The following is a 15047-nucleotide window of genomic DNA, read 5'->3' on the forward strand; positions in this document are numbered from 1 at the left end:
TATACGTTACGTAACGTAGGGAGCGGCCCGCCCCTCGTGAGTCCCTTACGTTAGCTAACGTAGGGGGCTTTCGCGTGTCGGGTCAGCGGGTGGCGCGGTATACGCCTGCGTCTGTTTTGGTCGCCAACCCTAGCGCGGTGAGGCTTTCTAACAGGGGCAGGACCGACGCGGCGCGACCGCGCTTGAACGTGCGGGCCAGCTGGTCTGGGTTCGCCGCCCCCATATCGGCCAGCGCGTCGCGGACGGCGGCGACCTGTTCGGGCGGGGATTTGGGCCATGCGGGTTTTGCCGCCTTGTCGATGATGCCGACCTCCATTTCGCCCTGCTGGCGGATATCGGCGGATTTGCCGTCGGGGTTCTGGTAGTCGGGGCGCAGCCAGCGGATATGGCCGCGCGCCTCTTCCATCGCCCGCTCGTGGTTCAGCGCGACGAGGCGGTGCAGGATGTCGTCGTCCGACAGGTCGGCGGGCCAGCCATATGCATCGGCGACGGCGGCGTCGATCCGGTCATGGATATCGGCGAGCAGGCCGATCAGGCCGTCATCATAGATCTGTTTATCCTTGCCCTCGATCACGTCCCCCGCGCGGCGTTTTTCCAGCACGTTATACATCTGCGTCAGGGTCAGCTTGGGATGGGCGCGTTGCCGCTCCTTGCGATGGGCATCGAGTTCCTCTCCCAAGGCCCGCAGGGTTTCGGTCTGCGCCGGTGTGGGATCGGGGAAGGGGAATTTGTTAAAACAATCCGTATGGTTATAAGTCGGATCGTTACCAGCTCCCAACATTCCACCTGCCGCCAGTGCCCATTGCAGATGAAAGCGAGAACTAAGCATTGCTTGATAATCTGCTTGCTCAATGCAGATCACTACAATTTTGCTTTCGGCGATCGTATCAGCGGGAAGTTTTGAAAACAAACGGTGTTTAGCCGTTCGAGTTGTTCCAATAACACTGCTTATCCCTGCAGAGGCATTTCGAAGCTCTTCGTGCGTTCTCCCATACCACCACCAGTGTTCTTTTCTCCAAGGCTCACGGTTCTGGTCCCGCTCCGGTTTAACGGTATCCGCGACATGCTGAAGAATTTCTGGGTGCTTTCTGCGAGCCTCTTGTTCGCACAGGGGATAAAGGTCAATTGCAAAATAGCCACGGCTAGACTGTGCTAAATCACGCCCATTTAGGTATGGCCTAATTACCTCTCGGTTCACATGGTGCCTTTTTGAGATAAGATTCTCTGCCTCTTCAGGCGTGAGTATGAAGCCTGCACCGTGAAGCTTCATGCCCATAAACGCTAAGGCCTTGTTCGCCTTCAACGCCTTGGCCCCCGCAACGTCCGCGCCGATCCGCAGGTTGCCGAAGATTCTGCCCTGCACCTCGTCAAAGCGCACGACGCGGCCTTCGTCCTCCGTCTCTCCCTTGCGTTCCTCCGCGATGGTCAGCAGCCGGCCCTCGGCGCGTCCGGCCCGCCCGACGGTCATGGCGATGCGCACCGCCGCGCCCATGCTGGCATCGACCCACGGGTGATCGGGGATCGCATAGATCAGCGAAAGCGGCTTTTTCGGGTCGCTCAAATGCGGCTCCAGCACTTTGCGATTGAATGTCTGGCGCAGCGAATTGGTGGTGATGAACCCGAAACGGCGTGCGCCCTTGCCCGTCTTGGGGTTCCACGCACGCGCGGCCAGCGCCGCCTTTTCCCACCAGAACATGACGAAATCGGCGGATTTGGGCATCTTGGGATATGCCTTCCACAGCGCCTCGGCATAGCCGTCGCCAAGCGCGTCACGCATCCGGCTGGCGCCGATGAACGGCGGGTTGCCGACGATAAATTCGGCCTCTGGCCATTTGGCGGCGCGGGGTTTGTCATAGTCCATGACCTGCACCCGCGCGGTGTCGTCCGGCACCTCTTCGCCCGTTACGGGATGCGGTTTGGTGGTGATCCCGTCCCAGCGCGTCACCGTCAAGCCATCCATCATGCGCGGCGTCGTTTCGCCGTGGTCCAGCACTGCATCGCGGTTTTCGATATTGTGGAAATCGCGCAGGACAGGTTCGGCAGGTGCGGCCTTGCCATAGGTGCGGAAATGCCATTGCAGATAGCCGATCCACAGCACCAGTTCCGCCACCCTAGCGGCCCACGGGTTCAGCTCGATCCCCAGAAACTGGTGCGGGTCCACGGTAAAGCTGGCCAGCCCAAGGGCGGTCTGTTCCTCGCCCAGCTCTTCCAGCAGGTTGGTGACTTCGCCCTCCAGCCGCTTCATCAGTTCCAGCGCGACATAGAGGAAATTGCCCGACCCGCACGCCGGGTCCAGCACGCGGGTTTCGCACAATGTCCGGTGAAAGGCATGCACCACTGCCAGCGCGCTTTTACGGTCGCCAGTTTCCATATGGGTCATCGCGGCGGTTTGCACGTTTTCCCAGTCATGGCGCAGCGGTTCGATCACCGTCGGCATCACCAGCCGTTCGACATAGGCGCGCGGGGTATAATGCGCGCCCAGTTTGTGCCGTTGGCGTTTGTCCAGGGCGCGTTCCAGCAAGGTGCCGAAAATCGCAGGCTCGACGGTTTTCCAGTCCTTGTTCGCGGCACCGATCAGAAACGCGATTTGTGCGGTGTCCAGAGGTAGCGCGGCAGCATCCGAGAACAGCCCGCCATTGAATTTCAGCACCTTGGATTTGAGGATGGGGGAGAAGCCGCCGGTGTTCATTGTCTGCCAGAGGGATTCCAGCGCGGCGGCGGCATTGTCGGTATCGCGAGACATTTCCCGCAGCAGGTCGGTGAAACTGTCGCGCGGGATCAGGTCCACGTCCTCGGCGAACATCGAAAACAGGCAGCGCATGAGGAAGGCGGCAACCTTGTCTGGTTCATGGCCTTGTTGCTCGAACGACCGGCCCAACTGTGCCAGTTGGTGCGCAATCTCGCGTGTGACCTTGGCGCTTTGCTTGGACGCGTCCAGCGATAGCGGATCATTCCATATAGCGCGGAACAGCTCCTGCACCTCGGGCTTTTCCAGATCTTCAAGGAAGATGCGAAAGCTATTGCCATCGGGGTATTGGGTGTAACCGTGCCCCTGCCCGGAGAAGTCTGCGTAAATCTCGAACACATAGCCCACGTCACACACGATGATAAACGGCGGCCAACCGTCCTCACGGGCGATCCCACGGGCGTAATTGTCGGCCTGACCGCGCGCCTTGACCATGGATTTGTCCCATGTGCGCGACCCACGCACCCCATGCCCGACCCGTTTGACTTTTGGCACATCGGGCAGAGCCAGTTGGTTGTCGTCTGTCACCTTGGCTTGTGACCCTTGTTTGGTTTCAAGGATGAATGCACCACGCCGGTAGAAATCGATGAATTTCTTGGTGGTCTCGCCAATGTTCGCAGATGCAACAGGCCGCTCAAGTCGGTAGTGGTCATTCGTTCCGGTGTCTGTCGCAGGCAGCGGCTTTTCCAGCCCCAGAACCTCGGTCAGTTCCGTCAGGAAAAGCGCATAGTTGGCACGCTCGCTTCCGCCGGATGTAGACCATCGTTCAATAAATTCTGAAATCGTCTGCATTCGTCGCGCCCATTGCTTGAAACTGACGATGCACAAGGGCGCAAACCAGCGCAATACGAATCTGTTGCAGGAACGATACCAGCCAAAATGCCCAAAAATCGGCTTCCGATAAGCTTCCGGATTTTTCCGAGTAAATTTCGCCGCAGCGCAGAATCGCGTAACGCTTTGAAATTATTGCATAAGTGGTGAGCCCGTCCGGGTTCGAACCGGAGACCTACTGATTAAAAGTCAGTTGCTCTACCAACTGAGCTACAGGCCCACTAGCGGCGTATCTAGAAAGTGCGCGCGGGGGGGTCAACCCCGAATCTGCCCTGTATTGCAGACCAATGCTGGATTCACGCCGGATGGGGGTTTATATGCGGCCTCGATGGACACGCACGCAGATACCAGTTGGCCCTTTATGAAGATGCATGGGCTGGGCAACGACTTTGTCGTCGTCGATGCGCGTACGCGTGCGTTTGATGTTTCGCCGGCACTGGCTGTGGCGATTGGTGATCGGCATCGCGGTATCGGGTTCGATCAACTGGCGGTGATCAGCGCGGGGGCCGGTGACGCGCATCTGACGTTTTATAACTCTGACGGCAGTACCTCTGCGGCCTGTGGCAACGCGACGCGCTGTATCGCGCGCTATCTGATGGATCAGAATGGCAAGGATGCACTGCACCTGACAACTGCGCGTGGTGATTTGTATGCTCGCGACGCAGGGGATGGGCTGACATCCGTGAACATGGGCGCACCGCAACTGAACTGGCGCGATATTCCGCTGTCCGAGGAGATGGACACGCTGGAGTTGCCCATTGAGGGGGCGCCGGTCGCGACGGGTATGGGCAATCCGCATTGCACATTTTTCGTCGAGGATGCCGAAGCTGTGTCATTGCAAGAGTTCGGCGGACGTTATGAGCATCATCCGCTTTTCCCCGAGCGCACCAATGTGCAGGTCGCATCGCTGATCGGGACTGATCATTTGCGTATGCGCGTGTGGGAACGTGGCGTCGGCGTCACACTGGCATCGGGGTCGTCGTCCTGTGCGGTGGCTGTTGCGGCGGCACGACGCGGTCTGACCGGCCGCGCGGTGCAGAATCGATCTGGATGGTGGCACGCTGATGGTGGATTGGCGCGACGACGGTGTGTGGATGACGGGCCCGACGATGCATGTCGCCGACGGAGTGCTGACGGCAGCATTTATCGAGGCCGCGCGATGAGTGTACCTGTCTTTTCCAACCACGGATGTCGCCTGAACGCCTATGAAACTGAGGCGATGAAGGAACTGGCGGCCACTGCGGGGCTGTCGGGGGCCGTGGTGGTCAACACCTGCGCTGTCACCTCCGAGGCCGTGCGCAAGGCGCGCAAAGATATTCGTCGCCTGCGCCGCGAGAACCCGGATGCAAAGCTGATTGTGACCGGCTGCGCCGCACAGACAGAGCCACAGACCTTTGCCGACATGCCCGAGGTCGACGCAGTGATCGGCAACACCGAAAAAATGCAGCCCTCAACATGGGCGGGGTTGGCGGGTGATTTCGGAACCGAACCGGTGCAGGTCGATGACATCATGTCGGTGACCGAAACGGCGGGGCATCTGATCGATGGATTCGGCACGCGGTCCCGTGCCTATGTGCAGGTTCAGAATGGTTGCGATCATCGCTGTACGTTCTGCATCATTCCCTATGGGCGGGGCAATTCGCGCTCTGTGCCTGCGGGCGTTGTGGTGGATCAGATCAAGCGGCTGGTCGATGCGGGCTATAACGAGGTGGTGCTGACTGGCGTCGACTTGACAAGCTGGGGAGCGGATCTGCCTGGTGCGCCGCGGCTGGGGGATCTGGTGATGCGCATTCTGCGGTTGGTGCCCGATCTGCCACGTCTGCGGATCAGTTCGATCGATTCGATCGAGGTGGATGAAAACCTGATGCAGGCGATCGCGACCGAGCCACGCCTGATGCCGCATCTGCATCTGAGCCTGCAACACGGCGATGACCTGATTCTGAAGCGGATGAAGCGGCGGCATTTGCGCGATGACGCCATCCGTTTTGCGACCGAGGCGCGTGAATTGCGCCCGGACATGACATTCGGTGCTGATATCATTGCCGGGTTCCCAACCGAGACAGAGGCGCATTTTGAGAATTCCCTGCGGTTGGTCGAGGAATGTGATCTGACATGGCTGCACGTTTTTCCCTATTCGCCACGTCCGGGCACGCCTGCTGCACGTATGCCGCAGGTAGATGGGCCTGCGATCAAGGACCGCGCGGCGCGGTTGCGCGCAGCAGGGGCTGTGCAGGTGGCGCGACATCTGAATGGGCAGGTGGGTCGCGTGCATCGCGTCCTGATGGAGAGCCCGCATATGGGTCGCACAGAGCAGTTTACCGAGGTGCATTTTGATGTTGCCCAGCCCGAGGGTCACATCGTGCCTGCCCACATCGCATCCACCAGCGACACCCAATTGATTGCCGCCTGATGCATCCCAATCCCGTCTATCGTACTGAGACCGAAGAACAGAATCTGGACTTCGCCCGCGAACAGGGTTTTGGCGTGCTGGCGGTGTGTGCAGATGGTGCACCGTTGATTAGTCATATCCCCTTTGTGCTGAACAATGCGGGGGATACGGTCGAATTTCACCTCGTTCGCTCCAATCCGATCGCGCGATTGCTGAAATCGCCCACATCGGTCCGCCTCGCGGTGCAGGGGCCGCATAGCTATATTTCCCCGGACTGGTACGGGGCCGATGATCAGGTGCCGACATGGAACTATGTCGCGGTGCATCTAACCGGCGTGGCTGAGTCGAGTCCCCAATCCGGTTTGCGTGACCTGCTGGACAGGCAATCGGCCATGTTTGAGCAACGCCTGCTGCCCAAGACCCCTTGGGAAGCGGCAAAGATGACGCCCGATGTGCTAGAGCGGATGATGCGCCAGATCGTGCCGTGCCGGATGGTTGTCGAGGATGTGCAGGGCACATGGAAGCTGAACCAGAACAAACCTGATGAGGTGCGACTGCGTGCGGCAGATCATGTGGACGGATACGGGATGGGTGCGGAAACCCGTCTCTTGGCGGCGTTGATGCGTGGGGCAGGGGGCAAGTAGCGTTCTGGTGCTGTCCGCGATGCATCGCCTGCCGGGCATAGACAGCCCCGATTGGGCGTCCTACGGTCGGCGCGAACACCTAGTCAAGGAACGCCCCAGATGAAGCTGTTATCCGCTATTCCGTCGCCTTATGGCCGCAAGGTTAAGGTTCTGCTGCACGAGATCGGTGAAACCGACAAGATCGAGGTGGTGCTGGTTTCCACGACGCCGGTCACCACCGATCCGTCGGTTGCCGCGGCAAATCCGCTGGGCAAGATTCCGGCGCTCATTCGTGACGATGGTCCGGCGCTGTATGATAGTCGGGTGATCTGTCGCTATCTTGACGCGCAGGCGGGGGCGGGCATGTATCCCGAGGCGCGGCTGTGGGATGTGCTGACGCTGGAGGCGACTGCAGACGGGATCGTCGACGCTGCGATTTCGATGGTCTACGAGCTACGCATTCGGCCTGAAGAGAAGCAGTTCGATGGCTGGCTGGATAGCCAATGGGCCAAGGCGAGTCGCGCGCTTGATGCGCTGGAGGCACGTTGGATGAGCCATCTGTCCGGGCCTGTAGACATGGGCCAGATCAGTACCGCTTGTGCGCTGGGCTATCTCGATTTCCGGCATGGCACGCGCGACTGGCGCAATTCGCGCCCGCAGCTTGCCGCGTGGTACGCTGAGTTTTCCGAGCGCGAGAGCATGAAGGCCACCGCGCCCGAGTGACGGCGCAGAAAATTCGACGAAATTTCTAGAATCATTTCCCTCGGTGAAGAAAATGATTGGTCGGGGTTGGCTCAGAAGCTGTAGCTGACCCCGAAATTCACCGCGTGCGTGAACAGATCGGTCCGCAGTTTCGTCGGCGTTTGGCCGGGGACGGCGGGATCGGGGTCCACGGTGATGTCGTTGTCGGACCATGTGACCTGATATTCGCCGAACAGAGCCCAGCGATCATTGATAGAATATTTCATCCCGGCGATTCCGCGCGCGGCGATGCCCGTTGCCTCGTAATCGAAGGTGCGCCCGGTCGAACCGATGACCTGAATATCCACATGCGGGATGGCCATGCCGAGGCCAGCACCGACATAGGGCGTGAATTTTGATCCGCCAAATGCATCCGGCCACCGCTTTAGCACGTTTGCAGTAATGATATTGTGCCCGTCCGACAGTTCAAACCGGCTGGTGCCGATCGCGGCCATATCGGCATTGCTGGCATAGGCCTTGGTATGGGTGCCTTCGATCCCGAATCCGAGGTTGTTTGCGGTCCACCACGTTGCCCGCGCACCGTAATAATAAGGGTTTTCCAGCGGGTTGCCTTTCCAGCTGAACTTGCGATTCACTGCGGTGCCGTTGGGCAGTGCGCCGGAAACGGTGCTGTCATCGACGCTTTGCACGCCCAGATACAGGCTTAGCTCAATCTCGGCAGCGGCGGGGCTGGCGAGCAAGAGAATCGCGGCTAGGGCGGTTTTGGCGGTATTCAGCATTACGGGACACTTTCGCTTTGCGGTTACTCGATTTTATCCTGCTTACACCCCTATGCGGGTTGTCTCAAGCGCGACAGAAGCGCGCGTGGTCTCAAATCAAAGTGATTGCAGACTGGACGCCCTTCGCTGTGCCCGCTAAAGATCGCTTTGGAAAGGTTGCGGGCATCCGTGGCCCGTAACCCTATGGGGCGTTAGCCCGCCGCAACCAATGGAGAATACCTCGTGTCCCACGCAGATGATCACGCAGGCACCCGCAGAGATTTCCTCTACTATGCCACTGCCGGTGCTGGTGCCGTCGCAACCGGTGCCGCCGTTTGGCCGCTGGTCAACCAGATGAACCCTTCGGCCGATGTTCAGGCTCTTAGTTCGATCCGGGTGCCGGTCGATAGTGTCGAGCCGGGCACACAGATCACGGTCAAGTGGCTGGGCAAGCCGGTCTTTATCCGTCGCCGTACCACGCCCGAGATTGAAGCCGCCGAACAAGTCGACGTTTCCAGCCTGCCTGACCCGTTGGCGCGTAACGCCAATATCGAGGACGGCGCGCCGGGTACCGATGATAACCGCATCCTGACCCCGCCCGAAGGCAGTGATTCTGCGCATGGCGAATGGCTGGTGATGATGGGCGTATGTACGCACCTTGGCTGTGTGCCGTTGGGTGACGGTGCCGGCGATTTTGGCGGTTGGTTCTGCCCATGCCACGGTTCGCACTACGACACAGCCGGTCGGATCCGCAAAGGACCCGCACCTGAAAACCTGCCGGTTCCCCCGGCTGAATTCGTCGACGCATCGACGATCAAACTGGGATAAGGACACGCGCAATGGCTGGAATTCCACACGATCACTACGAGCCCAAGACTGGCGGCGAAAAATGGCTGCATAGCCGTCTGCCGATTGTCGGGCTGCTATATGACACGATCATGATCCCCACCCCCAAGAACCTGAACTGGATGTGGATCTGGGGCATTATCCTGACGTTCTGTCTGGTGTTGCAGATCGTTACCGGCATCATCCTGGCGATGCATTACACGCCGCATGTCGATTTTGCCTTTGCATCGGTCGAACACATCATGCGCAACGTGAATGGCGGGCACTTTATCCGCTATTTGCACATGAACGGCGCATCGCTGTTCTTTGTTGCGGTCTACCTGCACATCTTCCGCGGTCTCTATTACGGGTCGTACAAGGCCCCGCGCGAGATCACATGGATCATCGGGATGCTGATCTATCTCGCCATGATGGGCACTGCGTTTATGGGCTATGTTCTGCCCTGGGGGCAGATGTCGTTCTGGGGGGCTACGGTCATCACCGGTCTGTTCGGCGCGATCCCCTTTGTGGGCGAGATCAATCCAAACATGGCTGTTGGGCGGACCGGCGGTGGACAATGCCACGCTGAACCGTTTCTTTAGCCTGCACTACCTGCTGCCCTTCGTGATCGCAGCCCTCGTGGCCGTGCATATCTGGGCGTTCCACAGCACCGGCAACAACAACCCGACCGGCGTCGAAGTGCGCCGCGCATCGAAAGCCGAAGCGCAAAAGGACACGGTTCCGTTCTGGCCCTACTTCGTGATCAAGGACTTGTTCGCACTGGCGGTTATCCTTGCGGTTTTCTTTGCCATCGTCGGGTTCATGCCGAACTATCTCGGTCACCCCGATAACTATATCGAGGCGAACCCGCTATCGACGCCTGCACATATCGTGCCTGAATGGTACTTCTTGCCCTTCTACGCAATTCTGCGCGCCTTTACGTCGGATGTATGGGTGGTGATGTTTGCCAGCTGGATCACCGGCGGCATCGTCGACGCCAAATTCTTTGGCGTGCTGGCGATGTTCGGTGCGATCGCGATCATGGCGCTGGCACCGTGGCTGGATACGTCATCGGTGCGGTCTGGTCGCTATCGGCCGATGTTCAAATGGTGGTTTGCGCTGCTTGCGCTCGATTTCATCGTTCTGATGTGGGCGGGTGCGATGCCGGCAGAACCGCCGTTCTCGACCATCTCGCTGATCGCTTCGGCCTACTGGTTTGCGTATTTCCTCGTTATCCTGCCGCTATTGGGTGTGATCGAGAAACCGTTGCCACAGCCCGAGACCATCGAAGACGATTTCAAGGCGCATTACGGCAAAGCCGAAACGCCGGCCGAATAAGAGAGGACAGGAAAATGTTTAAGAAGATTGGCATTGCCGCCGTTGCGGCCCTGACCCTCTCGGCTGGTGGTGCATTCGCCGCTGGCGGCGGGGGTCATGTCGAAGATGTGGATTTCTCGTTCGAGGGTCCGTTCGGCAAGTTTGACCAGAACCAGCTGCAACGCGGCCTCAAGGTCTACACCATGGTCTGCGCATCCTGCCACGGGCTGCAATACGTTCCGATCCGCACGCTCGCGGATGAGGGCGGGCCGCACCTGCCGGCGGATCAGGTCCGTGCCTATGCGGAGCAGTTCGAGGTGTTCGACAAGGAACTCGATGATTTCCGCCCCGCGAAGCCGGTTGACCATTTCCCCGGTTCGGCGCTGGACACGGCACCCGACCTGTCGCTGATGGCGAAGAAGCGCGCTGGGTTCCACGGGCCTTTGGGCTCTGGCTTTAATCAGCTGGTCAAAGGCATGGGCGGGCCAGAGTACATCGTAACTTTGCTGACGGGCTATCACGAAGCTCCTGAATGTGCGCCCGAGGATTTCCCCGGCTCGTACAACGTGGCTTTTGCTGCAGGTGGTTACCCCGACTCGTGCAAGAACGAAGACGGTTCGCACATGGTACCGGGCAGCTGGATTGCAATGGCCCAGCCACTTTATGGTGAGGACGTGGACTTTGATGATGGCCACGACAACAGCCTGCACCACACAGCAGAGGATGTTGCGGCGTTCCTGATGTGGACCGCTGAGCCCAAGCTGATGGCGCGCAAGAATGCCGGCCTGACCGGTGTGATCTTTCTCACGCTGTTGTCGGTTCTGCTCTATCTCACGAACAAGCGGATCTGGGCCCCGATCAAGGGCAAGAACAAGAAAACCAGCTGATCCAAACTAGATATGATGCTGTTGAAACCCCGTTCGCAACGCGAGCGGGGTTTTTTCGTATCCGCCGCGCAGGCGGGGGCCGAAAACTGCGGGGTCCACCCGCACAGAATTTTGGCCAGCAGATGCTATCAAGCTTTGGCGCGCCGCGATGAACGACCGCCGACGAAGGTCCGATCATGGGGAGCGTTCGCGGCCTAGGGGCGGCGCAGCGTGTCGCCATAGCTGATGGTCGGCTCCAGTGCGATGCGGACCGGTGACGGGTCCGCGTCGTCCGCGACCCGTGCCGATATGATCTCGGCTGCGCGGCGGCCAATTTCGTTCCGGCAGGCGTCCATCGTTGCCAACTGGCGCGGCAATCCTTTGAGCAGGTTCAGCCCGTTGAAACCAGCCAATCCCATCTGACCGGGAATATCCACGCCCTGTTCATGCAGCCAAAGCAGGCCGCCCGCGCCTATCATATCGTTAGAATAATAGAGAAAATCCAGTTCCGGGTCGCGCTTGAGAATGTCTTGGGTCATCTCGCGCCCTTTTATCAGGGCAGAGCCGCCTTCGTAGAATTCCTGATCCGCGATCTCGACGCCGGCCTTGGCCAGTGCCTCGGTAAAGCCTTCGAAGCGTTTGCGGGCCCGGTGATCGCGCGGCATCTTGGTGCCCAGAAATCCGATCCGCTGATAGCCGGAGCGTAGAATTTCGCGCGCCATCTGTTCGCCTGCGCGACGGTGCGATATGCCAACGACCGAATCCACGGGTGTGCCATCCACATCCATGATCTCGACCACCGGGATCCCGCTGGCCTTGAGCATCGCGCGCGATGCTTCGGAATGTTCCAGTCCGGCAATGATCACGCCGGAGGGCCGCCAAGAGAGCATCTCGTAGAGGACTTTTTCCTCTTTTTCGCGGGAATACCCGGTCACGCCGACAACCGGTTGCAGTCCTGTGTCGTCCAGCGCGTCGCTGATGCCAGTCATGACCTCGGGAAAGACCAGATTCGACAGGGATGGGATGATCACGGCAACCAGATTAACCCGGCTGGACGCCAGTGCCCCGGCGATCTTGTTGGGCACGTAACCCAGTTCCTTGGCGCTGGCGAGTACACGTGCGCGGGTAGCGTCCGACACATCGCCGCGATTGCGCAGAACGCGACTGACGGTCATTTCGGACACACCGGATGCTTCGGACACATCGCGCAGGGTCAGCGGGCGGTTGTCTTGATTGCTCACGAGTGTTTGTCCCTTGCATACCTTGTAGAAACGTTAGCGCGAACACCGCGTAGTGATCAAGCGTCGTGCACGTACTATACATAGGTGACATCCACGTTTTGGCGCGCTAAGCAAGCTCAACGTGGCCCCGTGGCTCAACTGGATAGAGCAGCCCCCTCCTAAGGGGCAGGTTGCAGGTTCGAATCCTGCCGGGGTCACCACTACATATGGCTAAATAGCTGATATATAGTAAATATTTGAAATTTACTTTCTATCATCCCCCCCAATTATCCCCCCTATTTGTGTGTATGCGTCCGGTAGTCTTCGGACTGTTGCTTTTTTCCTGAAGCGTCCGCACACAAATTCGACCGCCGGGCCAATCCCACCTAACCAATCACGACGGTCGAGGCTTAATCGGACAGAGGATACCCCCACCCCCTGGCCCACCCCGGCGACATACTCCATTCTTTCTATCAGACCCCTCGCGAAAAATTCTGCAGTTAGATTCGCACGAAATATCTCTAAGCTCGACAAGGCAAAAATTGTTCTATGAAGTGGGCTAACTTTTCCATTTGGATGGCAGGCAATTACCTGAAGGTCGGTTGAGCGTAACGTGCCAACATTTTCTGATGCTGCGAAACTCTCGGCATTTTGATGAGCATTTCAACAGTTCGGGCGGTGAGCGGACCTTCGCTGCAGGCGCGAACCCGAGCCCGGTCAGGGCGGACGCTGCGCCAGGCCCGGAGGTCGTCTATGGGCCGAGAGCGACGCCGCGCGGGGGGGGCGGACCAGGCGCTTGGCCCTGCGGCGCAGCGAAGGTCGGGAACGAGCCCTATTTGGCAATTTTTTGTGACGCACCGAAAGTCAGCTTCTGGGCGAACGAACCGGAAAATGACATAGATCGACAAAGGTCTGCCGATCCGCATGTTAAGGGCTTGCAAACCTAAACCACCTTAAGGGCATCGGTGGTCTCAGAAATGAAGCCAGAGTCATCAACGTTGTATTTTCGACGTTAAGAGACTATGTGAAAGATACGAAAGTTGCGGCTCACTGCGGCATAGGCGCATCAGCCTGCCAGAGCGAACCACAACCCTCCATCATGAAAATTCAGCTGTCACGTCCTGTAGCAGGGCTCTGATGTTTGGGAAGGTTGCCGATGTCATCGCGCATGACCACGTCGTGTTTGACATTTCTTCATCCGTTTGTGGTCGCAGGATACACCGACGAACTGTCCGCGGGCGACTGCTGAGGGTTGGCAGACGATAACGTCATGCTCAGCCACTGCTTTGCGGCATATCGACCGACAGCGACGTTTCTAATGATGAATTGGCCCGCTGGAAGTCAGAGCTACGCGCAGTGGACCACCGAGACCTAGAGTTGGCATCGGCGCAAGATCAGGCCAGCGCAACTACAAACGTAGTCAAAAATAGTGCGGCGGCGCTTTCTCCGTCAGAGGATTGAAAATGACATTTCCCGAATGGACAAAACCCGGTGTTTACGGTGCCTTAGTTGGCGCAGTAGCTGTCTCAATCCTTGGCTTTACATGGGGCGGCTGGACGACTGCAGGTAGTGCGGAGGAAATGGCTGATAGCTTTGCCGCAGAGCAAGTCACCTTGGCCATGGTGCCCGTATGTCTCGGCCTTTCAGAAGCGGATGCGGAGCGCGTAGAAATACTGGCAACGCTTCGAGAAGCTTCCGGCTTTCAGCAGCGCAATGCCATGATGGAAACTGGCTGGGCCACGTTGCCGGGCACAGATGCCCCGAGCCGGGACCTGGCAGACGCATGTCTTGCGGAGCTCGCCTTAGGTGGATCGTAAATCACAACTCACGAAGCATCGCGATCCACATGCTATCGCTGCCTTTGCCCCTGCGCAAACACCAACAGTCATGGCCCTATTTATCGGTTCGATTTTGGCGGTCATGCTTTTTGTACCCCCTGCATTTGGACAAACCGCCAGTCAGCCAATGCCTGAGAACGCCAGTGCCAAAAGTTATGGTGATGGATGGGAATGTAACATTGGATTCCGGTTGAACGAAGATGCCTGCGTCGCCGTTGTTGTGCCGCAAAACGCATACGACACGAACTGGTCCTATGGGTCCGGCTGGGAATGTCTGCATGGGTTTCGCAGAACCGATGAAGCTGCATGTGTTGAAGTGGAGGTGCCTGAGGGTGGGTTCTTGGCCCCCTCAGGCGAACGGTGGCGGTGTTTGCGCGGCTACATTAAGGTCGATGACACCTGTCAGGAGATCGTGCTGCCAGCAAATGCGTATCTGGCAGATGCCTCATATGGCTCCATGTGGACGTGCGAACGCGGGTTTAAAGCAACTGACGACCAGTGTACTGCCATCGCGGTTCCGGCCAACGCCTATCTGAATGGATCAGGATACGGTCATCCCTGGACATGTGAGCGTGGCTTCTTTGAACAGGCTGGTCTGTGCGCAGCCGTCGCGATCCCCGCAAATGCATTTTTCGACGACGCAATCTACGGCACAGGGTGGAAGTGCGAACGTGGATACGAAGCTTCAGGCGAGACATGCGAATTCATAAACGTTCCCGAAAATGCGCATCTGGACAGGTCGGGCAACCGCTGGGAATGCAACAAAAATTTCCAGAAATCGAAGGGGCTGTGCGTCCTTAACAACTAGGCGTGAGCCACGGCACCATCCCCATTCAAAATACGCATGTGAGGGCAATTCCGCCCTCCGTGCCAACCTATAAAAGAGAGCGATAATGGAAACCAAATCTGAAACTGTCGATACCATTCGCCGC

Annotated in this window: 10 protein-coding genes, 2 tRNA genes and 2 pseudogenes; 10 read left to right on the forward strand and 4 right to left on the reverse strand. The window is 58.6% G+C overall.

From position 1 onward, the window contains the following. Window positions 1-82: 82 nt before the first annotated feature. Window positions 83-3538: a class I SAM-dependent DNA methyltransferase gene (locus tag N7U68_RS14025; protein ID WP_263047207.1), complete on the reverse strand. Its 3456-nt coding sequence runs from the start codon at window positions 3536-3538 to the stop codon at window positions 83-85. 183 nt (window positions 3539-3721) lie between these two features. Beyond that, window positions 3722-3797: transfer RNA gene (locus N7U68_RS14030), tRNA-Lys, on the reverse strand. 108 nt (window positions 3798-3905) lie between these two features. Here N7U68_RS14030 and dapF point away from each other — a divergent pair. The 4 genes and pseudogenes from dapF (at window position 3906) to N7U68_RS14050 (ending at window position 7312) form a co-directional block, all read left to right on the forward strand. After that, a pseudogene (gene dapF / locus N7U68_RS14035) lies at window positions 3906-4740 on the forward strand (diaminopimelate epimerase). Continuing rightward, window positions 4650-5987, forward strand: coding sequence for a tRNA (N(6)-L-threonylcarbamoyladenosine(37)-C(2))-methylthiotransferase MtaB (gene mtaB, locus N7U68_RS14040; protein ID WP_373322925.1), 1338 nt, complete (start codon window positions 4650-4652; stop codon window positions 5985-5987). Before dapF ends, mtaB begins: the two are co-directional and overlap by 91 nt. Next, window positions 5987-6610: an FMN-binding negative transcriptional regulator gene (locus N7U68_RS14045; protein ID WP_263047208.1), complete on the forward strand. Its 624-nt coding sequence runs from the start codon at window positions 5987-5989 to the stop codon at window positions 6608-6610. Before mtaB ends, N7U68_RS14045 begins: the two co-directional genes overlap by 1 nt. Window positions 6611-6709: 99 nt before the next feature. Continuing rightward, on the forward strand, window positions 6710-7312 hold the full coding sequence (locus tag N7U68_RS14050; RefSeq protein ID WP_263047209.1) for a glutathione S-transferase: 603 nt from the start codon (window positions 6710-6712) through the stop codon (window positions 7310-7312). Between the two features lie 71 nt (window positions 7313-7383). Here the strand turns inward: N7U68_RS14050 and N7U68_RS14055 are convergent, their stop codons facing one another. Then, window positions 7384-8070 carry an outer membrane protein gene (locus N7U68_RS14055; RefSeq protein WP_165194548.1) on the reverse strand — a complete coding sequence of 229 codons (687 nt, stop codon included), beginning with the start codon at window positions 8068-8070 and terminating at the stop codon, window positions 7384-7386. Window positions 8071-8292: 222 nt separating this feature from the next. Between N7U68_RS14055 and petA the strand changes: the two genes are divergently transcribed. The 3 genes and pseudogenes from petA to N7U68_RS14070 all read left to right on the forward strand — a co-directional run bounded on the left by petA (window position 8293) and on the right by N7U68_RS14070 (window position 11078). Next, complete coding sequence (gene petA, locus N7U68_RS14060) at window positions 8293-8877, forward strand: ubiquinol-cytochrome c reductase iron-sulfur subunit (protein WP_263047210.1); 585 nt, start codon at window positions 8293-8295, stop codon at window positions 8875-8877. A gap of 11 nt (window positions 8878-8888) precedes the next feature. Further along, a pseudogene (petB, locus tag N7U68_RS14065) lies at window positions 8889-10212 on the forward strand (cytochrome b). 14 nt (window positions 10213-10226) lie between these two features. Continuing rightward, window positions 10227-11078 carry a cytochrome c1 gene (locus tag N7U68_RS14070; RefSeq protein WP_263047211.1) on the forward strand — a complete coding sequence of 284 codons (852 nt, stop codon included), beginning with the start codon at window positions 10227-10229 and terminating at the stop codon, window positions 11076-11078. A 194-nt stretch (window positions 11079-11272) separates the two neighbouring features. Here the strand turns inward: N7U68_RS14070 and N7U68_RS14075 are convergent, their stop codons facing one another. After that, window positions 11273-12298: a LacI family DNA-binding transcriptional regulator gene (locus tag N7U68_RS14075; protein ID WP_165194541.1), complete on the reverse strand. Its 1026-nt coding sequence runs from the start codon at window positions 12296-12298 to the stop codon at window positions 11273-11275. 123 nt (window positions 12299-12421) lie between these two features. Here N7U68_RS14075 and N7U68_RS14080 point away from each other — a divergent pair. The 3 genes from N7U68_RS14080 to N7U68_RS14090 all read left to right on the forward strand — a co-directional run bounded on the left by N7U68_RS14080 (window position 12422) and on the right by N7U68_RS14090 (window position 14923). Further along, window positions 12422-12498 (forward strand) — tRNA-Arg (locus N7U68_RS14080). A gap of 1242 nt (window positions 12499-13740) precedes the next feature. Further along, the gene (locus N7U68_RS14085; protein WP_263047212.1) at window positions 13741-14094 is read left to right on the forward strand and encodes a hypothetical protein; all 354 of its coding nucleotides are present in this window, start codon (window positions 13741-13743) and stop codon (window positions 14092-14094) included. Window positions 14095-14305: 211 nt separating this feature from the next. After that, entirely contained in the window at window positions 14306-14923 is a 618-nt protein-coding gene (locus N7U68_RS14090; protein ID WP_263047213.1) for a hypothetical protein, read from the forward strand. Window positions 14924-15047: the final 124 nt, after the last annotated feature.

Origin of the sequence: Roseovarius pelagicus (genome assembly GCF_025639885.1) — a bacterium.
Taxonomy (GTDB): Bacteria; Pseudomonadota; Alphaproteobacteria; order Rhodobacterales; family Rhodobacteraceae; genus Roseovarius; species Roseovarius pelagicus.